This is a genomic window from Robiginitalea sp. (genome assembly GCF_982776155.1).
Genome location: NZ_CEXZKX010000014.1, coordinates 13497 through 34011, shown reverse-complemented (window position 1 = coordinate 34011; position 20515 = coordinate 13497). Strand labels below are relative to the sequence as shown.

The window sequence follows — 20515 nt, the reverse complement described above, 5'->3', positions numbered from 1 at the left end:
GCCCCCGCCAAAGCCGCCTCCGGAGGAACCGGACCGGCCCATGTTGCTGAGGATGATCACGTCCCAGAGGTCCAGGCCGCGCCTGCGGCCGCCCGAACCACCCCCGCGGTTGCGACGGGACGCCAGGATAATTATTACTACGATAAAGATTAAAAACGGCAAAAATGCCCCAAAGGGAAAGCGCCCTCCGTCGGTACGGCCCGAGCCTTCAAACTGGCCGGTCAGCACCTGGAAGATGGCATCCGTCCCCTTGTCCAGGCCGGCGTAGTAGTCGCCCGCTTTGAATTCCGGGATAATCACCTGGTTGATGATCCGGCGGGACAGGGCGTCCGTGAGAAACTCCTCCACCCCGTATCCGGTATTGATTCCGATCCGCCGGTCGTCCCGGGCGAGCAGCACCAGGATGCCGTTGTCCTCCTTTTCCTGGCCGATGCCCCAGGCCTGGCCCCATTGCGCCCCGAGGTACTGGATGTTTTCCCCTTCCGTAGAGGCGATAATGGCCACCACGATCTGCGTGGAGGTGCTGTCCGAATAGCGGATGAGCTTTTGCTCCAACTGCTGTGCCTGGGTGTCGCTCAGTAACCCGTAATAGTCGTAGAGGCTGGTTTGCCCGGATTCCGGGGGTTTTTCCGGAATCTGGAACTGGGCATTCAGCCAGCTGCCCGCAAGCAGGCAGGCAAGTAGTAAGATGCGGCTAGCCTTTTGAAATCTCATTGCTCAGTTCGTTCGTGTCGTCGGGTTTCCAGGGAAAATGGGTTTTTAGTTCGCGGCCCGCACTCCGGATGCCGGCGATGAGCCCTTCGGCAAACCGGCCATTGCGAAAGTGGTTTTGCATGGCGTCACGGGTAGAATCCCAGAAACCAGCAGGAACGGCCTTGTCGATGCCCTTGTCTCCGATAATGGCAAAACGGTGGTCCCTGGCGGCGACGTAGATCAGTACCCCGTTTCGCTCCCGGGTATTCTCCATTTTCAGGGCGAGGAATACCTCCCGGGCCCGTTCCATGGGGTCGCCCTGGGCCGTGTATTCCAGGTGCACGCGGATTTCCCCCGAGGTTTGTCGTTCTGCCTCCCGGATAGCGCGAACTACCTCGGTTTCTTCCTCCGGGCTTAAAAGGGCATCGGCTTCTGACATGGCCTAGTCGAAGTCGAAATTCACGTCGGGAGCTACTTCCGAGCCGGCATCTGCCGTATACCGCGGCATCTCCTCAAAGCCGAACCAGCCTGCCAGGATGGTGTTCGGGAATTTTTTAATGTGGATGTCGTAGGTGTTCACGGCCTCATTGTAGCGGTCGCGGGCCACGTTGATGCGGTTCTCGGTGCCCTCCAACTGGCTCTGCAATTCCAGGAAATTCTGGTTGGCCCGCAATTCCGGGTAGCGTTCCACGGTCACGAGCAGGCGGGAAAGGGCGGAGGACAGGCCGCTCTGAGCCTGCTGGAATTCGGCCAGCTGGGCGGCGCTGAGGTTGTTGGCATCGATGGTGGTGGAGGTTGCCCGGGACCTGGCCTCAATCACCTCCTGCAGGGTTTCCCGCTCAAAATCCGCTGCTCCCTGCACCGTCTTTACCAGGTTGCCGATCAGGTCGTTCCGCCGCTGGTAGGAACTCTCCACATTGGACCAGGCGGTTTCTGCATTGGCCTCATAGGTGACAGCCGTGTTGTTGAAGCTCACGGCCCAGCGATATACGCCGAAAACAACGAGGACGACTATTATTAAAGGGATAAGCCATTTTTTCATGCTATTGCGGTTTTTGATGGTTGTATTGAATGAGTAGCGAAAATCGCTAAAAAGTTACATCAGAGCTGGTCCTTAATCTTGGTCAGCTCCGCCTTAACCCGTTCGAGTTTCCGAATAATCTCAAAATTGCTGAGGGTTTTCTGGCGGTGCTCCTTCAGGTGGATCTTAGCGCCCTCCAGGGTGAAACCGCGCTCCTTGACCAGGTGGTAGATCAACTCCAGGTTTTTGATATCCGTGGGGGTGAACTTGCGGTTTCCCTTGGCGTTTTTCTTGGGCTGCAATACGTCGAATTCCTTTTCCCAGAAACGGATCAGGGAGGTGTTCACGTCAAAGGCCCGGGCCACTTCGCCAATGCCGTAATACCGTTTCTCTGGAAGTTCTACGTGCATCAGTCGAGCGATTGGTTTTCCTGGTTGGCGCGGATGAGCATGTTATCGAATTCCTCGGCCGTGAGGCTGCCGTAGTAGAAATTGATCGGGTTGATCCGGTCGCCGTCCTTCCATACCTCGTAGTGCAGGTGGGGCGCCTCGCTCCGCCCGGTACTTCCCACAAAACCGATCAGGTCCCCGCGCTTGACCTGCTGGCCGCGGCGGACGTTGTACTTGCTCAGGTGGGCATACAGGGACATATATCCGTAGCCGTGGTCGATCCGGATGTGCTTTCCGTAGCCGGAGGCGTTGTTGTCTGCCCGCGATACGGTCCCGTTGCCGGAAGCGTAGACGGGTGTGCCCCGCGGAGCAGTAAAATCCATGCCCCAATGCATTTTGCGCGCTTTGGTAAAGGGATCCGAGCGCCAACCGTACCCGGAGGCCATTCGGGTAAGGTTATCGTTGTTGATGGGTTGTATAGCCGGAATGGCCGCAAGCAATTCCTCCTTTTCAGCCGCCAGTTTGGTGATCTCGTCCAGAGATTTGGACTGGATGACCATCTCCTTCTGGATGATCTCCATACGCCTCGTGGTGGCGATGATCATATCCGAATTGTTGAACCCTTCCAGGTCCTTGTAGCGGTTTACTCCGCCGAACCCGGCCCGGCGCTGTTCCTCCGGAATCGGGTTCGCCTCAAAATACAGGCGGTAGATATTGTTGTCCCGGTCTTCGATATTGGCCAGTACCTGTTCCATCTGGTCCATTTTGCGGTTCAGGAGCTCAAACCGCAATTCAAAATTGTTCACTTCCCGCTGCAGGGCGAGTTCCCTGGGCGTGTTGAGCAGGTTCGTATTGAGCAACAGCATAAGGCCCATAAAGCCGAATAAGGCGGAAGCAATCACAAAAAGCGCGATATTCCGGTACTTCCGGGACTTTTTCGGCTCAATCTTCCGGTAGGAAAGCGTGTCCGGATCGTAATAGTACTTAACCTTAGTCATGAAGGGATTTTATCCTATTTTTGTGCCGTCTCAGGATGCTGACCAACAAATATAAAAATAGTTTCGCATAATAACCGAAATTTAAAGTAAGAGGACGTTCTTATATGACTTCCAGAGAGATACGAAGCCGATTTTTAACATTTTTCAAAGACCGCGGACACCGGATCGTGCCTTCGGCCCCCCTGGTGGTCAAAGACGATCCCACCCTGCTGTTTGTCAACGCCGGGATGAACCCCTTCAAGGAGTATTTCCTGGGGGTGAGCAACCCGAAATACCCCCGAGTGGCCGACACCCAGAAGTGCCTCCGGGTAAGCGGCAAACACAACGACCTGGAAGAGGTGGGCAGGGACACCTACCACCACACATTGTTTGAGATGCTCGGCAACTGGAGTTTCGGCGATTATTTCAAGGAGGAAACCATCGGGTGGGCCTGGGAATTCCTGACGGAAGTCTGCGGGATCGACAGGGACCGGCTCTATGTGACCATTTTTGAGGGAAGTTCCGATGCGGACGCCCTGGAGCGCGACCAGGAGGCCTATGACTTTTGGAAGGCCATCCTGCCGGAAGACCGGATCCTGATGGGGTCCAAAAAAGACAATTTCTGGGAAATGGGCGACCAGGGGCCCTGCGGCCCCTGTTCGGAGATCCACGTCGATATCCGCCCGGAAGAAGAACGCCGGAAAACCCCCGGGTCCGAACTGGTCAACCAGGACCACCCCGAGGTGGTGGAGATCTGGAACCTGGTTTTTATTCAGTATAACCGAAAGGCGGACGGCAGCCTGGAGCCCCTTCCGGAGAAGCACATCGACACGGGCATGGGCTTTGAACGGCTGTGCATGGTCCTGCAGGGGGTTCGGTCCAATTACGATACGGACCTGTTTACCCCGCTGATCAGGGAGATCGGAAAGATCACCGGCAAGGATTACGGCCAATCGGAGGAGGACGATATTGCCATCCGCGTCATTGCCGACCATATCCGGGCCGTATCTTTTACCATCGCAGACGGCCAGCTTCCAGGCAACTCGGGTGCCGGCTATGTGATCCGTCGGATCCTCCGCCGCGCCATCCGCTACGGGTTTACCTTCCTGGGTGCCCGGGAGCCTTTTATGTTCCGCCTGGTGGGTACCCTGGTGGCGGAGATGGGGGAGGCCTTCCCGGAGTTGGCCGAACAACGCCGGCTGGTCGAAAACGTGGTACGGGAAGAAGAAGTTTCCTTCCTGAAGACCCTGGAACAGGGGTTGGCGCGCCTGGATGCCGTAATCGCCGAAACCCGGGGGAAAACCGTGGATGGCGGCAGGGCCTTTGAACTGTACGACACCTTTGGGTTCCCCATCGACCTGACCTCGCTCATCCTCCGGGAGCGCGGCTACGAACTGGACCGCCAGGGGTTCGACGCGGCCATGAAGGAGCAGAAGGACCGCTCCCGGGCGGCCTCCGAGAGCGCTGCCGAAGATTGGGTGAAAGTACATCCGGGAACTGGATCCGTTTTTGTGGGCTACGACCACCTGGAATCTCAAGTAAAACTCCGGAAATACAGGCAGGTCACATCCAGCAAGGCCGGGACCCGGTACCAAATCGTCCTGGATCAAACGCCATTTTATCCCGAAGGCGGCGGCCAGGTTGGGGACACGGGCTACCTGGAGGGCCCAGATGGGGCAAGAACGCCGGTTCTGGATACCCGGAAAGAAAACAACGAAATCCTGCACATTACCGAAGCATTGCCCGAAGACCCCGGTGCCAAATTCCTCGCCGTGGTGGATGCCGAGAGGCGTAAGCAGACCCGGCGCAACCACACGGCCACCCACCTGCTGCACCAGGCGCTGCGGGAGGTCCTGGGTAGTCACGTGGAACAAAAGGGCTCTGCCGTTCAGCCCGGGTATCTCAGGTTCGATTTCTCGCATTTTTCAAAGTTGAAGGACGAGGAACTCAGGCGCGTGGAGGACTTTGTCAATGAGCGGATAGCAGACGGCCTTGACGTGGAAATAAAACAAGGGGTCCCCATGCAGGAAGCCCTGGAAGCGGGGGCCATGGCCCTGTTCGGCGAAAAGTACGGCGATACGGTCCGCACAGTCCGTTTCGGGGATTCCATCGAGCTCTGCGGGGGCACCCACGCGGATAATACCGCCGAGATCTGGCATTTTAAAATCCTCTCGGAAAGTGCTGTCGCAGCCGGCGTAAGGCGTATCGAGGCGATAACATCCGATGCGGTACGGGAGTACTTTGCCGACAAAGAACGCGTACTGGAGGCCATCCGGACCCGGTTGAAAAACGCCCAGGACCCGTTGCAGGCTGTAGAGAGCCTGCAGGAGGAGAACGCCGGGTTGAAAAAAGAACTCGAAAGACTTAAGCGGGAACAGGCCGGCAACCTCAAGGGCGACCTCAAGTCGGCCCTTGATAAGCGGGATGGGGTCCATTTCCTCGCCCGGCAGGTAGACCTGGATGCCTCCTCCATGAAAGACCTGGCTTTCCAGCTGGGCGGGGAGGTGGAAGACCTTTTTCTGCTGCTTGGGTCAGAGCAGGACGGGAAGGCCCTCCTGACGCTGTATATTTCCAAGGGGCTGGCAGCGGAGAAAGACCTGAATGCCGGGGCCATTATCCGGGAACTCGGCAAACACATCCAGGGAGGGGGCGGCGGACAGCCGTTCTTTGCCACGGCCGGGGGAAAAAACCCCTCGGGCATCGGGAAAGCCCTGGAGGCGGCTGCAAGTTATTTGCAATAACCGAACCGCGCGAACAGCGCATTCAACATGAAAAGATTTATCGCAGGCGTTTTACTGGCACTGGCGGCCGTCCTGATCTACCGGTCCTGCCGGCAGGAGTCCGAACGCGAATCGGTGTTGCAGGAGCAGTCCCTGCTGATTCAGAAACAGCTGGAGCAGGTTTCCAAACTGATTGTGACCGAAGGACACTTTGCAGAGGTATACACCTACGAGGATTCCCGGGAATTATTCGGATCCCTGTTGTCTGCCCGCAAACGGGCCCTGGTGGTAGTCAATGCCCGCGCCACGGTAGCGTATGACCTGGAAGGGCTTTCCTACCGGCTCGACCGGGAAACCCGAACGCTGCACCTGCTGCACATCCCCGAACCGGAGATTGCGATTGTACCGGATATCGAGTACTACGATGTGACGGCAGACTTCCTGAACCCCTTCGGGGCAGAGGATTACAACGCGATCAAGCACCGGGTAACAGAGCGCATCCGCAGTCAGGTGGAAGCTTCCACCCTGCGCAGTAATGCGCAAAACCGCCTTTTGAGCGAACTGGCGGAATTCTGGGTGCTCACCCGGTCCATGGGCTGGCAACTCACCTATCAGGAGCGCCCCCTGGACACGGTGCCGGGGCCGGATGTCTTCCGCGATTAAAATCGGCCTCCGGGAAATGAAACACTTTTGCCGACTTTTCGTCTATTAGGGTAAACACACCATTGATGCGCCGAATCGTTTTCCTGTGCCGGGTAATCGCCCCGGCCCTTTTCGTCATGTTTTCCGGGTGCCAGCCGGAACCCGTCCTGCCGGGTCTCGATTATAAGATATCCCGGAGTTCCTGGGATTCCCTGCCCGCCCTTCAGGTAAGGATTGCCTTCCAGCCCGCAGAAAATGGGAAAACCCGACTGCTGTTTGCCGACAATGCCTGGGGGCAGGACAGCCTCTGGAATACCGTGAAAGACCTCCGTATGCATGCCGGCCAGGGCACGTCGGTCATCAACCGGGACAGCGGCTGGGTGGAGATCAGCCACGCGACTGGCACCGGCCCCCTGGAGGTTGGCTATAAAATCATCCAGGACCAACCGCTTTCCGGGGATCCCTCCCTGACCTACCGACCAATCGTCCAACCGGAGTATTTCCATGTATTTGCGCATAACCTGCTGATGGTGCCCGAGCATTACCAGGCGGGCGGGAAGGCCGGGGAGGGACAAGGGCAGGCTTCCGGAGAAGGTTTCGGAAACCGGGCTGCCGTGAGGCTTTCCTGGGAAGGATGGGAAGCCCCTGGGGTGGTCCACAATAGTTTTGGCAGCCAACAACCGGAGCAGGACCTGGGCGCCATCGACCTGGATCGGTTTATGAGTGCGGTGTTTGTCGGGGGGGATTTCCGGGTGCTGACCGCCGACGTAAAGGGCAATACCGTCCACCTGGCCATCCGGGGCGACTGGATACCCTTTTCGCCCGAAGAGGTCATGGATCTTCTCCGGCAAACCCTTGCCGCCCAGCGGGACTTCTGGCAGGACCACAGCCAGCCTTATTTTACCGTGACGATGCGCCCCTTCTCCCTGGAGCGGGGCAGTAGTTACCAGGGCACGGGCCTTACCAATTCTTTTGCCACTTCCGTCTCCAACAATGCTTCCACGTCCCTGGATCAGTTGGTATACCTGTTCAACCACGAACTTATGCACAACTGGATTGGCCACGCCATTGAGAATGAATCGGAGGAAGCCCAGTATTGGTTCAGCGAGGGTTTCACCGAATACTACACGGCCAAAAACATCGCTGCCTACGGAATTGCCGGGAAGGACTGGGGGTATTACATCGAAGCGGTGAACGAGAAAATTCGGCAACTGGCAGCCTCCCCCGTCCGTACGGCCCCCAATAGCGATATTACATATGAAAATTTCTGGAGCAGCCGGGATTATGAAAAGCTCCCCTATTATCGCGGATTCCTGTTTGCGTTTTACCTGGACCAGCAGATCCGGGCTGTTTCCGAACGTCGCAAAAGCCTGGACAACCTGATGCGGGACTTGTTGAAGGACAGCCGGGAGAAGGGGTTTAAGCTTTCCGGAGGCCATTTTGTAAAGCGTGCCAATGCCTACCTGGTGGAGGATTTGCAGCCGTTTTTTCACAAATACATCGAAAACGGGGAGCTCCTGCCCCTGGAAGATTACTTCCGCGACCTGGAATTGGATTTTAAAACGGGTGCCGACCTGTTCCACCTGGGCTTTACTTTCAGCCCGGAGCGCGACTCCGTTATTTCAGTCGACCCGGAATCCGCGGCATTTGCCTCCGGTGTCCGCAAGGGGGATCGGGTTCTATCCCGGAGCATCTACATGGGGGCTACCGACAAAGAAGTAGAACTGGTCGTGCGGCGCAATGGGAGGGAATATCCGGTAAGTTATCTTCCCAGGCGCAAGGAACCCATCCCGCAGCTTCTGGACACCCCGGAGAACCGGGAGGCGCTCAGTAAGTAACCGTTTCTCCCCGGGCCAGGGATACCCCGTCATCAACCAGGTGGCCGATTTCGGGCCGCCGCTGCTTGACAGCTTCCAGGTGGTCCAGGATTTCACCGGCAAAATCGGCGTCTTTCCCGCCTTTGGCCAGTTCGTAGAGTTCCACCGGGAGCAGCCAGTCCTCTGGGAAATGGTTTTTGAGTTCGCGCAGCACCTTGTTGCGCGAGATGGTTGTGTTGGTTCCCTCGCGGAATTCGCGGACCTGGCCGTACAGGCGTTCCAGCCGCAAGCGTTCCGGGCTTTTCCTGGGCTTGATTGTAGTGGTTTCCGGGGTGTGTGTCACCCGGTCGAAACTCGCGTTGTCGGCGGGCCCGTTGAAAGCCGAAACTATTTGTTCCCCTACTGCCATATGGTAGAGCCCCAGGTCCGGGGTGTAGAGCTCCCGGCCTGCATGGGTCACCCGGCAGTCCGAAAAGGTAATCAGGATGATCTCGCCTTGCAGGTTCCGGGTCCCCGTGACGATATCGCCTTCCACGACCACCCCGTCTTCAAATTCCAGGCGTACGCGTTCCCCCTCATATATTTTGTAGGCCTTCAGATCGCGCGGGCTCATGTCTTCAATGGCCAGGTTGATGCCTTTAAGCTTGCCCACGGGCGCGCCGAAACCGTCCGGGTGGTGGGCCGTCGAATGCCCGATCAGTTGTTTTTCCCGATAGGCAAGGGCCGTGGGCCCCTGGGTTTGGATATAAACGGGCTTTCCGTCGTGGGAAACCACATCGGTGAATACCCCGGAAACCTGGAGGCCCGTACTGAACTCAGCCGTACCGAGGGCCGCTGAGCGGATCAGTTTTTCGATGCCGTCCAGGCCGCCTTTGCGCAGGGCCATGGTTCCGGCAAACTCCTCGAGAACCTGGCTGAGGAAGGCAAAGTCGGGGGTTACAAATAATTGCGGCTGGGGCTTGGTAATGTCAAAGGAAGTCCGCACCGCTTCGATGGAATAGGGGATTTTTTTCACCTTGTCGGTCATACACCAACTGCTTTCCCCGATGGAAGAAAGCAGGCCGGCCCCGTAGATCTTCGGGTTTTCCGGCGTGCCGATCAGGCCGTATTCCACCGTCCACCAGTGCAGGTTCCGGATAAGGGACATTTCGCTGGGCGCTACATCCCGGGCTTGCAACTCGTCAATTCGGGCCTCGGCCTTTTCGATTTCTTCCGGGTCCGTACCCGTGGCCTCTTTAATGATGGACAGGTGACGGACAGCCTCGTAAACCTCGTAGTCGTGAGCACTGGATATCGCCTTGCATCCGATTTCGCCAAACCGCCGCAGGTATTCCGCGTATTCGGGGTTCGCAATAATCGGGGCATGGCCGGCCCCCTCGTGGATGATATCCGGGGCCGGGGTGTATTCGATGTGGTCCAGCTGGCGGATATCCGAAGCGATGACCAGCACGTTGTAGGCCTGGAATTCCATAAAGGCCGCGGGCGGTATAAACCCGTCTACCGCCACGGCAGCCCAGCCGATTTCCTTCAGGATGCGGTTCATGCCGTACATGTTCGGGATGTGGTCTTGAGAAATCCCTGTTTTCTTTAATCCGGGCAGGTAGGAGGGGTGGGCCACCCGGCTGAGGTAATCTACATTTTTACGCATTACATAGCGCCAGACGGCCTGGTCGATAGGGGTGTAATCGTCGTAGTTCTGAGGTTTGATGTATTGCCTCAGGTGTCTGGGCAGGCGGTCCAGTATCGGGTTGCTTTCGTAGCTCATAGATTAGTTTTCACGCTATTTAAAGATACGAATTTGAAGGGTAACCCGAAAAACGGAAAAACCCTGCCGCGGCAGGGTTCTGGGTTTTGCGGAAGGCCAGAACAAGGGTTAGTTGGCAGCGACGCCACCCGGCGGATAGCGCTCCAGGATTCGGGATACGAAGGCCCGGATGCGCGCTTCTTTCTTTTCGATGTTCGAGGTGTTCCCGAGGATGCCGGTCCCTTTGCCCTGCCAGACGAGCTCTTTGGCCTCCGCATCGATCAGGTCGATATACAGCGTGCCTTCCGTACGGGTGGTTACCGTGGGGCCGTAATTCCAGCCGCCCGGCCCCCAGACCCAGGGGTTGTACCAGCCCCAGCCCCAACCCCAGCCCCAGCCAAAGTTGTTGTTGTAAACATCCACCCGGTCCTTTTCCGTGGTAAAGATGCTGATAAGCAGGTCCGGGTTCTGCGATTTCACAAATCCCCGGGAGCTCATTTCATTATCAATAGCGCGCAGGATTCGCTTTTTATCCAGGTCGGAGATCTGCGCCTTGTCGATCCCGGTTTTGTAAAAAGCATAGGTAGCATAGCGGGAAAAATCCGCGTCCCGGTCGTAGTCGGAAGCGACGCGGACCGAACTGCAACTGGCCAGCAGGGCAAAACCCGCCAGCAGGAATGTGGTTTTCAATATGGGTCTCATAGTTTCTTCAATTTAATCAGCAATTTTTTAAATAATGGCACAAATACCGTGCCGAATCCCCCGGAAATGCACGTGTCGGCAGTGGCTGCCGGCTGGCGATGGTCCGGGAAGCAATCAGCGGCCCTTGCCGCCGCGTTGCGTATTGGTGCGGGGGTCGTAGCCGTAGGGGCAGTGGCGGCAACCGCTTTCACAACAATAGCCCCGTTTCAGGTGGTACCGGGCGGTAAAGACCTTGTACCCTTCGGGGGTCCAGTAAAAATCTGCGTCTTCCGGCAGTTCGGGTTCCTTCATGGCATCCGGATGGGGTTCCTTCGTAAATTTACTAAAATTCGCCCGTGCCCTGCGTTGTCGGGGCTTTGGAGTTCATGGATCCCTCAAAGGATTTCATGGATTCCACAAAGGACTTCATGGATTCGACAATCGTTTTCCCGGATAGCGAACGGGGCAATGTCGTTCGTCCGATTTTAACAATTATCTTTACAAGCGTACGTTATGCAAACGGTATGATCCTGGTTTTCAAACATTTTTTCTACCGGAGCTATGTGGGCCTTTCCCTCTGGCCGTTTATAATTTTACGGAACCCGGCCCTGAAGGCTGACCGGGTGCTGATCAACCACGAACGCATCCACCTGCGCCAACAGGCAGAACTCCTGGTGGTCTTTTTCTATTTGTGGTACGCGGTTGAATGGACCATCCGCTGCATCTGCTACCTGGATACCTACCGGGCCTACAGGAATATCAGTTTTGAACGCGAGGCTTATTGGCACGAAAGGGATGCTGAGTACCTGGAGAACCGCAGCGCCTTCCGTTTTGTCCGTTACCTCTTTGAGCCATCCTAAGATGTCGGAGGCAGCCACCTGCGAGATTGACCTTCCCATACTTCGGGAGCGGGACGTCCGGCTTTGGATCCGTCGGGAAGATGAATTATTTCCGGGTCTGTCCGGGAACAAATACCGAAAACTCAAGTACAACATTCGGGAGATGCAACGGGGCGGGCACCAAACCCTGCTCACCTTCGGGGGTGCCTTTTCCAACCATATCCACGCCGTGGCTGCCGCGGGACGGCAGTTCGGGTTCCGGGCCATCGGAGTCATCCGCGGGGACGAGCTGGCGGTTTCCCCCCTGAACCCTACGTTGGCGGATGCCCGGGATGCAGGCATGCATTTGCATTTTGTCTCCCGTCGGGACTATGCCCGGCGCCAATCCCCGGAATACCTTCAGGAACTACTGGGGCAATTTGGCCCGGCTTACCTGCTCCCGGAAGGGGGGACAAACCCGGCGGCCGTCCGGGGCTGTGCCGAAATCCTCGGCGAGGCCGATGCCGGATTCGACCGGGTTTGCTGCCCCGTAGGCACCGGGGGCACCCTGGCCGGACTGGCGGCTGCAGCAGTGCCGGGGCAGCAGGTCCGCGGATATGCAGCGCTAAAGGCATCCGGCCTGGAAGCCAGCTTGCGGGACTGGATTCCGGGGAAACACTGGACACTGTCCGGGGAGTTTCATTTTGGGGGGTATGCCCGAATCGATGCCCGCCTGGTCCGTTTTATCAATGATTTCCGAACCGAAACCGGGGTGCCCCTGGACCCGGTATATACGGGCAAAATGCTCTACGGCATCCTGGAGGAAACCCGACGGGGGCAGTTTCAACCGGGGACGCGGATCCTCGCCATCCACACCGGGGGGTTGCAGGGAATCCGGGGCATGAACCTGAAATTGGGGAAAAAGGGCTTACCTTTGTTGCAACTATGAGAAGGATATTGTTGTTTGCATGCCTGGCCGGTTGGCTCCTTACAGGTTGCGGGAGCAAGAAACGGGCCTCGCGGGCCAACCCTGCGCTGACGGGGCAGAAGAGCGTGTCGGCCCCATCCGGAGACTTGCCGGAAGACACCGGGGATTTCGTATTTTTTGAGATCGGATCGCCGGAGGAGTACATCCGGACCTTTGCCGAAATTGCCCAGCGCGAAATGCGGACTTACCGGATCCCGGCGAGCATCACCCTGGCCCAGGGCCTGCTGGAGAGCGGTTTCGGCATGGGGGAGCTCACCCGGAAGACCAACAACCATTTCGGTATCAAATGCCATACGGGCTGGGAGGGCGACTACGCCACCCACGACGATGACGCACGGGGGGAATGCTTCCGGAAATACAACCATCCGATGTACTCCTTCCGCGACCACAGTATTTTCCTTTCGAGCCGGTCCCGTTACGGGTCACTCTTTACCCTGGACCCCGACGATTACCGGGGTTGGGCCAGGGGCCTGAAGGCGGCGGGCTATGCCACGGACCGCCGTTACCCCCAGAAACTCATCGGGTTGATTGAACGGTACAACCTGCAGCGTTATGACGCCGAAGTGCTGGGTACCATGGTACGCCGGAAGGCGCCGGTTACGGTGTCCGAAGGGATCTACAATACGCACCGGGTGCAGGCGGGGGATACCCTGTACGCCATATCCCGCCGCTACGGCATGTCCGTGGACGAACTCATGAAAATCAACAGGCTCAGCAGCAGCGCCCTGGCAATCGGGCAGTTGTTGAAAGTCCGGGCCGATTCCAACAATAAGTAATATGCGATACAAGCGCAGCAGCGAACTGTTCCGGCAGGCCAGCCGGGTATTGCCCGGAGGGGTGAATTCCCCCGTTCGGGCGTTCAAATCCGTAGGGGGCACCCCGGTATTTGTCCGGGAAGCAGCGGGATCCCGTTTTACGGACGAAGATGGCAATGAGTACATCGACTTTATAGCCTCCTGGGGCCCCCTGCTCTTTGGGCACGCTTTTCCACCCGTGGTGGAGGCCGTCACCCGAAGGGCACAAAAGGGCACTTCCTTTGGTATGCCCACGGCCCTGGAAACCGAAGTGGCGGAACTCGCCGTTTCCATGGTACCCGGCATCGAGAAAATCCGGTTTGTCAATAGCGGCACGGAAGCCTGTATGAGCGTGATCCGCCTGGCCAGGGGCTATACCGGACGCGAAAAAATCATCAAGTTTGCCGGGTGCTACCACGGCCATGCCGACGCCTTCCTGATAGAAGCCGGAAGCGGGGCGGTGACTTTTGGCAGCCCGAACAGCCCGGGGGTAACCCAGGGGACAGCGCGGGACACCCTGTTGGCCCGGTACAATGACCTGGAAAGCGTAAAGGGGTTGTTTGAGGCGAATCCCGGGGAGGTGGCAGCCGTGATCCTGGAACCCGTGGCCGGGAACATGGGGTGTATCCCGCCCGAGCCGGGATTTCTGGAAGGCATCCGCCAGCTGTGCACCGATTCAGGGGCGCTGCTCATATTTGATGAAGTGATGACGGGGTTCCGGTTGGCAGCCGGCGGAGCCCAGGAAGCCCTGGGTATCTCCGCAGACCTTGTAGCCTTTGGGAAAGTCATCGGTGGCGGGTTGCCGGTAGGCGCCTTCGGAGGCCCTGCCGAAATTATGTCGCACCTGGCCCCGGAAGGCCCGGTGTACCAGGCGGGTACCCTGAGCGGCAACCCGCTCGCCATGGGTGCTGGCCTGGCGATGTTGCGCGCCATTGAGGCAGATCCCGAAGTGTTCAGCCGCCTTGAATCGAAAACCGCCTACCTGCACGAAGGCCTGGAGCACGTCCTGCAGGAAGCCGGACACCCCTACCGGATCAACCGTTTCGGTTCGATGATTTCCGTACACTTTACGGATCGGGAAGTTCGGGATTTTGAATCGGCGGCTACGGGCAATAACGACCGGTTCCGCAACTATTTCCACGGCATGCTCAACCGGGGCGTTTACCTGCCCCCGAGTGCGTTTGAGAGTTATTTCCTCAATGATGCCCTGACTGCTGAAGACCTGGACCTGGCCATCGATGCAGCCGCCGGTGCCCTGAAAGACTAGGGCGTCAGGATTGCGGGAGTACCTTGCGCAGCGCCCGGTAATAGTCCTTGCGGATATTCTCCTGCCGCTTTTGGTAACTGCTGGAGTTTTTAGTGGAGTTTCGAAGTTCTAACTGGACGAGGCCCCTGTAGTATTTGCGGCATGCCTGTTTGATCTTGTTTTTTTCCTCGGGGGCGGTAATGCCGAATTCATCGGCGATCTCCGCAGTGCGCATATCGGCCTGGGCGTTGGCTTCGGCAAGAAGGTCCGCAACAGTGATTTTGGCTTTGTCCTTTTTGTCCTTTTTGTTCTTTTGGGCATTCAGGGCGGTTGCCTGGAAGGCCAGGGTGGCGATTAGGAGAATTTTCAGGAAACGGCACATAATACGGGTATGTCTTTATTTTCTAACGCGCACATTTCGGGAATCGTATAAAAAAAACAGGGCCGTGCCCTGTTCTCATTGTTAGCTTTTTCCGTGCATCCGCCTGGCATGCCGCTGCGGCTTTTTACGGTGGTGGCGCATTTCCTTCCACTGCTGGTATTGTTCCTCACTGAGTATTTCCTGCAATTCGCGCTGGAATGCGATCTGATCATCCAGGCGCTCGTCCATGGAGTCAAAATTCGGCCGTTGCCCGCGCATTCCCGTGGAATCCGCGCCATCACGCCGTTGGTTGAAAAGTTCGCGTTTAGCAGCAATCCGTCCTTCGAGGAGTTCCCGGACCCGGCTCTCCTGGCTCTTGCTCAGGTCGAGCGCCAGGGTAAGCTTTTTGCTCTGCAGGGTGGCGATTTGTTCGCTGGTGAGTTTTGGCGCATCCGAATGTGCGTGGTGGGGTCGGGGACCGCGCTGGGCACTGAGGGAGAGGCCCAGGAAGAGCAGTCCTGTAAAAATCCAATTTTTCATACTTCTTTCTTTTAGGGTTCTGGTAATTAGAATCCGAAAGGAGCCGGGGGTTTAATCCCGACTGTGTATTTGGCAGATGTTTAACGTTCCGGGAATAACTCAGAAAGTTGCTGAAGACTCATCTTCGACGGGAGTTTTGGCGGCAATTTCATTTTGCCCGGGTTGGTTGTCGCCTGCAGGATGGTCAGAAGTATAATAGATCAGTGCGCTTGCGGCGAAGGCCAGGAAATACAGTAGGCTTTTTGTTTTGTAATTCATGGTTTCAGGGGGTTAGGTTACTATCAAAATTAGGGGAATGCCCTATACCACCTGTAGCGATGTTGTCTTTTGGCCGATTTCTGATGTGAAGGGCACCTGGTTTGTGGGCAAAGGGTCGCAGAGGTCCCGAATCGGGTTGCCCGCCTGACAGTTAATCGATGAAATCGAACATTTTGTCGGATTTACCCTACAGTTGCTTTTCCAAAAGATTCTTAACAATTGGCCAAAGATTCGTTAAACCCCTGTCTGTATGTAACAATTCACGGAAACTCCCGTCTATATTTGTAGAAGGCTCCTCTACGCAAGGTGCTTTTGTAGATGATGGAATAATCTCATTTTCTGTCAGTTATTTGAATTAGTCAGCTGTTAAGCCCCTGCCATGGCAGGGGCTTAACTATTTCAGGGGCGACCTGGAACTACCCGACCGGCGGGACAAATACCGGGTGCGTTCAGAAAAAGTAGGGGATCCCGAACTGGAAGAGCAGTACGAGCAACACGACGGAAATACAATTGAGGATGATCCCGGCCCGCGCCATCTGGTGCACGCGGATATACCCGCTGGCAAATACGATCGCATTCGGCGGAGTGGCCATGGGCAGCATAAATGCGCAGCTGCTCGCAATGGTCACCGGGATGAGCAGGTGCAGGATGGGGATGTCCAGTCCGATCGCAATCCCCGCTACCACGGGTGCCAGTACGGCTACCAGTGCCACGTTGCTCATCAGCTCGGTCATAAAGAGCATCAGGGCAATCAACAGGAAGGCGGTAAACAGGACGCTCATTTCACTGCCGGCAATTGCCGCGGATACCAGGTCTACCAGGCCGCTGGCAGACATGGCCCGGGCGAGTGCCAATCCCCCTCCGAACAGGATCAATATGCCCCAGGCCAGGCGGGAGGTATCCTTCCACTTCAGGATAAAAGAGCCCTTCTTAAAATTATAGGGGACGCAGAAAAGCGCCAGGGCCCCGAACATGCTGATAGCCGTATCGGTCAGGTCCAGCCCGGGGAAGATCCCGTTGATTACCGTGCGGAAAATCCACAGGAAAACGGTGATCCCGAAGATGACCAGGACCATTTTCTCCCGCCCGCTTGCCGGGCCGAGCTTCTCGAGTTCTATCTGGATGACGTCTTTTGAGGTGCCGAAAGCGAGTCCTTTGCACGGAAACATCCATTTGACCAGGACCCAGTAGGAGATGGAAATCAGGATGATGGAGACCGGAAGGCCCAGGGTCATCCACTTCAGAAAGGAGATTTCCGTATTGTATTCGTTTTCCAGGAGCCCGATCAGTACGGAATTCGGGGGGGTGCCGATCACCGTGGCGATCCCGCCTGCATTTGCCGAAAAGGCAATGCCGAGCATGACACTCAGGGCAAAGTTCCGGTCTTTCGGCGTAAACCCGTCCTGGTCCCGGATCAGCAGGCCAATCACCGACATGGCGATCGGGAGCATGACCACGGTGCTCGCCGTATTGCTGATCCACATACTCAGGGCGGCAGTGGCGATCATAAACCCGAGGATAACCCGGTCCGGGCTGGTTCCCGTTCGGTGGATGATGCTCAGCGCAATCCGTTTGTGCAAATTGACTTTCTCCAGGGCAAGCGCCAGGACGAAGCCCCCGAAAAACAGGAAGATGATCGGGCTCCCGTAATTGGCCCCCACGTCCGCCAGGTCCATTACCCCGAGCAAGGGGAAAACGAGCAGCGGGAGCAGGGCGGTCACCGAGATGGAAACGGCTTCGGTGATCCACCAGATAATCATCCAGGCAGCGACGGCCAGCACCTTGTCGCCCATATCGGAAATCAGGTGGCCCGAAAAACTTGTTAGCAGCAGGAAAACGATGGGTCCGGCCAGGAGGCCGATCTGAGAAGCTCGGTTCATAATCGCCAGTTCGCGCCCCCTAAACTAGGATTTTTTTGGCAATGGCGAAATTCTTTTGACGCCCGGGCACAACACGCCAGCAGAGTCGCGTGCCGGCAGGCGGGGCCTGAAGATCAAGCTTTAAACCGGGCCAGGAGGCCGTCTTCCGTTTTGGACACCTCAAACAACCCCTTTTTAGCCAGGGACTTGGTAGCCTTATCCCATTTTTTGTTGCTCAGGCCGGCCTTTTCCTTCAGGATGCCGAGATCCATTTCGGCGGCAGGCCGGAGGATATTCACAATGGCTTTTTCCTCGTCGTTGAGCTCCAGCGGCTTCTTTTCCGGTTTCATCTGGGGGAAGAACAATACTTCCTGTATGGAGGAGTTGTCCGTGAGCAGCATCACCAGGCGGTCGATCCCGATCCCGATCCCGGAAGTCGGGGGCATCCCGAACTCGAGTGCCCGCAGGAAATCCCGGTCAATGAACATCGCTTCGTCGTCGCCTTTCTCGGAGAGCTTTAATTGCTCCTCAAACCGTTCCCTTTGGTCGATCGGGTCGTTCAGCTCGGAGTAGGCGTTCGCGATCTCCTTCCCGTTGACCAGGAGTTCGAACCGCTCGGTAAGCCCGGGTTTGGACCGGTGGGCCTTGGTAAGCGGGCTCATCTCTTTGGGGTAGTCGATGATAAAAGTGGGTTGAACATAGTGGTGTTCGCAGCATTCGCCGAAGATCTCGTCGATCAGCTTGCCCACGCCCATGCTCTCGTCTACCTCAATCCCCAGGCCGGCCGCCGCGTCCCGCAGGGCGGCTTCGTCCATGCCATCCACGTCGATCCCCGTGTGCTCCCTGATGGCATCCAGGATCGGGACCCTTGGGTAGGGCGCCTTGAAGTCGATGGTTTCCCCCCCGGCGCTGACCCGGGTGCTGCCATTGGCTTCCCGGGCTACCCGTTCCAGGAGTTGCTCGGTGGTCTCCATCATCCAGTTGTAATCCTTGTAGGCCACGTAGAGTTCCATGACGGTAAATTCCGGGTTGTGGGTCCGGTCCATCCCTTCGTTCCGGAAGTCCTTGGCAAATTCGTATACCCCGTCAAACCCCCCGACAATGAGCCTTTTCAGATAGAGTTCATTGGCGATACGCAGGTAGAGCGGAATGCCCAGCGCATTGTGGTGGGTCTGGAAGGGCCTTGCCGCCGCACCCCCCGGGATGGGTTGCAGGATGGGCGTTTCCACCTCCAGGTAGCCCTTCTCGTTAAAGAAGCGGCGGATGCTGTTGGTGATTTTGGTTCGCTTGACAAAGGTCTCCCGGACGTTCGGGTTTACCACCAGGTCCACGTACCGCATGCGGTAACGCTGTTCCGGGTCGTTGAACTCGTCGAAAACCTTCCCCTCCGCATCCTTTTTGGGCAGGGGCAGGGGGCGCAGGGCCTTGCTCAGGAGCGTAAACCGCTTTACCCGGACCGTTTTCTCCCCTACCTGGGTCTTAAAGAGCTCCCCCTCGATCCCGATGATATCGCCGATGTCGAGCAGTTTTTTATAGATGTCGTTATAGGCCGACTTATCCTCCCCTTCACAGATTTCGTCCCGGTTGAAGTACAACTGGATCCGTCCGGCGCTGTCCTGCAATTCTGCAAAAGAGGCCTTTCCCTGGATGCGGCGGGACATCAGCCGGCCGGCCATGACCACGTGTTTCCCTTCCTCGTAGTTCTCCCGTACGGAGGAGGAGAGGGTGTCCACAGGGTATTTTTCGGCCGGGTAAGGGTCGATTCCGAGTTCGCGAAGTTGCCGGAGTTTTTCCCGGCGGATGATTTCTTGTTCCGAAAGCTGCATTCTCAAGGATTTAAGCCCTGCAAATATAGGTTGAATGGGGCAACCTGCCAATGAGTCGACTCGCTTGCAGGCAGGCCCATTGCGGAAACCGGCAGGGCAGGCGTGAAATGATTGTAACAATTGCGACAAAAGTGCGTCCCATAAGTGCATCGATCAAATCCCGAGTCATGAGTTTTTTACGCGTATTACTGGCCATTATTTTCCCGCCCTTGTCGGTTATCGGAAAGGGTTGCGGTTCTTTCCTGATTGTGTTACTTTTAACACTATGCGGTTGGGTCCCCGGGGTAATTGCAGCCCTGATCATCCTGAATAACCCGAATTAGCCGCATTTTCGCATCTTGCCGGGCAACCAAACCGGCAGCAGTTGCCTTTCTGCGTATGAAATCAATCCGATATGGCACCCTGTTGGCCCTGCTGGCCGTTGCAGGGGCCTGCAATTTGACCGAGGAAATTTACCTGGAGCCGGACGGTTCCGGATCCATCGCCCTGAGTTTCGACGGCTCGGGGATGCTGGAGATGGCCGGGGAGGAACTGCTGGACTCCACGAGTGTGGCCATGGATTCCGTGGTATATTTTTCAGAAATCCTCGAAGAAAAAAAGGACAGTATCGCTACCCTGCCGCTGGCCGAGCAGGAGCGACTGAAAAGCCTGGAACCCTACCGGCTGCGTATGCAGAGCAACCCGGCAGCGGGGGAAATGCTCTTTACCCTGGAAAGGGATTTTGCCAGCCTGGCTGAGGTGGAAGAGTCCTTTAACGCCTTCCAGCGGGCGGGCTCCCTGGATCCGGAACCCAATGCGGGGGCCATGCCGGGGACCCCGGAAATCTATGAGAGTACGCGGGTATCCTATCGCTTCGGCGACCGGGTGTTCAGCCGCCGCTCCGAAATCACCGATTCCGTGTTGCACAGGCAGCGCCTGGACAGCCTGGAAGGTACCGCAATGTTTCTCTCCGGCTCTACCTATACGCTCAAAATCCATTTCCCCTCCCGGATCCGTTCTGCGAGTTCCGAGACGGCCACCCTGAGTATGGATGGAAAAACCCTCATTCAGGAGGTGGAATTCATGGAGTACCTGAGGGATCCTGGCGTCCTGGATATCCGGGTGGAACTCGAGGAGTGACCCCGGACGATATCTTTAGGTT

The 20515-nt window shown here is 57.0% G+C and carries 23 protein-coding genes; 9 read left to right on the top strand and 14 right to left on the bottom strand.

What is annotated here, in order from left to right; all coding sequences use genetic code 11:
* The 5 genes from AC3DKS_RS14840 to AC3DKS_RS14820 form a co-directional block, all read right to left on the bottom strand.
* The coding region (locus AC3DKS_RS14840; RefSeq protein WP_474732495.1) for a TPM domain-containing protein at positions 1 to 714 on the bottom strand (714 nt) is incomplete at its 3' end.
* Positions 695 to 1132 (bottom strand): TPM domain-containing protein, encoded by a 438-nt coding sequence (locus AC3DKS_RS14835; RefSeq protein WP_015753822.1) that lies wholly within the window; start codon positions 1130 to 1132, stop codon positions 695 to 697. The genes AC3DKS_RS14835 and AC3DKS_RS14840, both read right to left, overlap by 20 nt.
* A 3-nt stretch (positions 1133 to 1135) precedes the next feature.
* A complete protein-coding gene (locus AC3DKS_RS14830) occupies positions 1136 to 1735 on the bottom strand; it encodes a LemA family protein (RefSeq protein ID WP_015753823.1) in 600 nt (199 codons plus the stop codon).
* A gap of 59 nt (positions 1736 to 1794) precedes the next feature.
* A complete protein-coding gene (locus AC3DKS_RS14825; RefSeq protein WP_015753824.1) occupies positions 1795 to 2124 on the bottom strand; it encodes a MerR family transcriptional regulator in 330 nt (109 codons plus the stop codon).
* Entirely contained in the window at positions 2124 to 3101 is a 978-nt protein-coding gene (locus AC3DKS_RS14820; protein ID WP_015753825.1) for a M23 family metallopeptidase, read from the bottom strand. Before AC3DKS_RS14820 ends, AC3DKS_RS14825 begins: the two co-directional genes overlap by 1 nt.
* A 104-nt stretch (positions 3102 to 3205) precedes the next feature.
* Here AC3DKS_RS14820 and alaS point away from each other — a divergent pair, with 104 nt between their 5' ends.
* The 3 genes from alaS (at position 3206) to AC3DKS_RS14805 (ending at position 8280) form a co-directional block, all read left to right on the top strand.
* Entirely contained in the window at positions 3206 to 5821 is a 2616-nt protein-coding gene (gene alaS, locus AC3DKS_RS14815) for an alanine--tRNA ligase (RefSeq protein ID WP_272608431.1), read from the top strand.
* 27 nt (positions 5822 to 5848) lie between these two features.
* The gene (locus tag AC3DKS_RS14810; protein ID WP_015753827.1) at positions 5849 to 6463 is read left to right on the top strand and encodes a DUF4230 domain-containing protein; all 615 of its coding nucleotides are present in this window, start codon (positions 5849 to 5851) and stop codon (positions 6461 to 6463) included.
* 65 nt (positions 6464 to 6528) lie between these two features.
* Positions 6529 to 8280, top strand: coding sequence for a M61 metallopeptidase family protein (locus AC3DKS_RS14805; protein ID WP_272608434.1), 1752 nt, complete (start codon positions 6529 to 6531; stop codon positions 8278 to 8280).
* Here the strand turns inward: AC3DKS_RS14805 and AC3DKS_RS14800 are convergent.
* The 4 genes from AC3DKS_RS14800 to AC3DKS_RS14785 form a co-directional block, all read right to left on the bottom strand.
* Positions 8270 to 10024, bottom strand: a complete 1755-nt coding sequence (locus AC3DKS_RS14800) for an aromatic amino acid hydroxylase (protein WP_272608436.1) — start codon at positions 10022 to 10024, stop codon at positions 8270 to 8272. The genes AC3DKS_RS14805 and AC3DKS_RS14800 overlap by 11 nt on opposite strands.
* Before the next feature lie 108 nt (positions 10025 to 10132).
* Positions 10133 to 10705 (bottom strand): DUF4136 domain-containing protein, encoded by a 573-nt coding sequence (locus tag AC3DKS_RS14795; RefSeq protein WP_272608438.1) that lies wholly within the window; start codon positions 10703 to 10705, stop codon positions 10133 to 10135.
* 114 nt (positions 10706 to 10819) lie between these two features.
* Positions 10820 to 10996, bottom strand: coding sequence for a C1orf53 family protein (locus tag AC3DKS_RS14790; protein WP_015753831.1), 177 nt, complete (start codon positions 10994 to 10996; stop codon positions 10820 to 10822).
* A 31-nt stretch (positions 10997 to 11027) separates the two neighbouring features.
* Positions 11028 to 11153, bottom strand: a complete 126-nt coding sequence (locus tag AC3DKS_RS14785; RefSeq protein WP_425423079.1) for a hypothetical protein — start codon at positions 11151 to 11153, stop codon at positions 11028 to 11030.
* A gap of 55 nt (positions 11154 to 11208) precedes the next feature.
* Between AC3DKS_RS14785 and AC3DKS_RS14780 the strand changes: the two genes are divergently transcribed.
* The 4 genes from AC3DKS_RS14780 to hemL are packed head-to-tail and all read left to right on the top strand — an operon-like array spanning position 11209 to position 14551.
* The gene (locus AC3DKS_RS14780; RefSeq protein WP_272608459.1) at positions 11209 to 11544 is read left to right on the top strand and encodes a hypothetical protein; all 336 of its coding nucleotides are present in this window, start codon (positions 11209 to 11211) and stop codon (positions 11542 to 11544) included.
* On the top strand, positions 11531 to 12451 hold the full coding sequence (locus AC3DKS_RS14775) for a 1-aminocyclopropane-1-carboxylate deaminase/D-cysteine desulfhydrase (protein ID WP_336298670.1): 921 nt from the start codon (positions 11531 to 11533) through the stop codon (positions 12449 to 12451). Before AC3DKS_RS14780 ends, AC3DKS_RS14775 begins: the two co-directional genes overlap by 14 nt.
* Positions 12448 to 13266 carry a glucosaminidase domain-containing protein gene (locus AC3DKS_RS14770; RefSeq protein WP_272608442.1) on the top strand — a complete coding sequence of 273 codons (819 nt, stop codon included), beginning with the start codon at positions 12448 to 12450 and terminating at the stop codon, positions 13264 to 13266. Before AC3DKS_RS14775 ends, AC3DKS_RS14770 begins: the two co-directional genes overlap by 4 nt.
* Before the next feature lies 1 nt (position 13267).
* Entirely contained in the window at positions 13268 to 14551 is a 1284-nt protein-coding gene (hemL, locus tag AC3DKS_RS14765; protein ID WP_272608444.1) for a glutamate-1-semialdehyde 2,1-aminomutase, read from the top strand.
* Positions 14552 to 14555: 4 nt separating this feature from the next.
* On the opposite strand, the gene AC3DKS_RS14760 is transcribed toward hemL, so the two are convergent.
* The 5 genes from AC3DKS_RS14760 to lysS form a co-directional block, all read right to left on the bottom strand.
* On the bottom strand, positions 14556 to 14912 hold the full coding sequence (locus tag AC3DKS_RS14760; RefSeq protein ID WP_272608445.1) for a hypothetical protein: 357 nt from the start codon (positions 14910 to 14912) through the stop codon (positions 14556 to 14558).
* A gap of 81 nt (positions 14913 to 14993) precedes the next feature.
* A complete protein-coding gene (locus tag AC3DKS_RS14755; protein WP_272608447.1) occupies positions 14994 to 15431 on the bottom strand; it encodes a hypothetical protein in 438 nt (145 codons plus the stop codon).
* 99 nt (positions 15432 to 15530) lie between these two features.
* A complete protein-coding gene (locus tag AC3DKS_RS14750; protein ID WP_015753838.1) occupies positions 15531 to 15689 on the bottom strand; it encodes a hypothetical protein in 159 nt (52 codons plus the stop codon).
* Positions 15690 to 16138: 449 nt separating this feature from the next.
* Complete coding sequence (locus AC3DKS_RS14745) at positions 16139 to 17569, bottom strand: SLC13 family permease (RefSeq protein WP_272608450.1); 1431 nt, start codon at positions 17567 to 17569, stop codon at positions 16139 to 16141.
* Between the two features lie 113 nt (positions 17570 to 17682).
* Complete coding sequence (gene lysS, locus AC3DKS_RS14740; RefSeq protein ID WP_015753840.1) at positions 17683 to 19374, bottom strand: lysine--tRNA ligase; 1692 nt, start codon at positions 19372 to 19374, stop codon at positions 17683 to 17685.
* A 167-nt stretch (positions 19375 to 19541) separates the two neighbouring features.
* On the opposite strand from lysS, the gene AC3DKS_RS14735 reads away from it, so the two are divergent.
* Both AC3DKS_RS14735 and AC3DKS_RS14730 read left to right on the top strand, forming a co-directional pair.
* Entirely contained in the window at positions 19542 to 19697 is a 156-nt protein-coding gene (locus AC3DKS_RS14735) for a YqaE/Pmp3 family membrane protein (protein WP_083760689.1), read from the top strand.
* Positions 19698 to 19752: 55 nt separating this feature from the next.
* Positions 19753 to 20493 (top strand): hypothetical protein, encoded by a 741-nt coding sequence (locus tag AC3DKS_RS14730; RefSeq protein ID WP_015753841.1) that lies wholly within the window; start codon positions 19753 to 19755, stop codon positions 20491 to 20493.
* Positions 20494 to 20515: the final 22 nt, after the last annotated feature.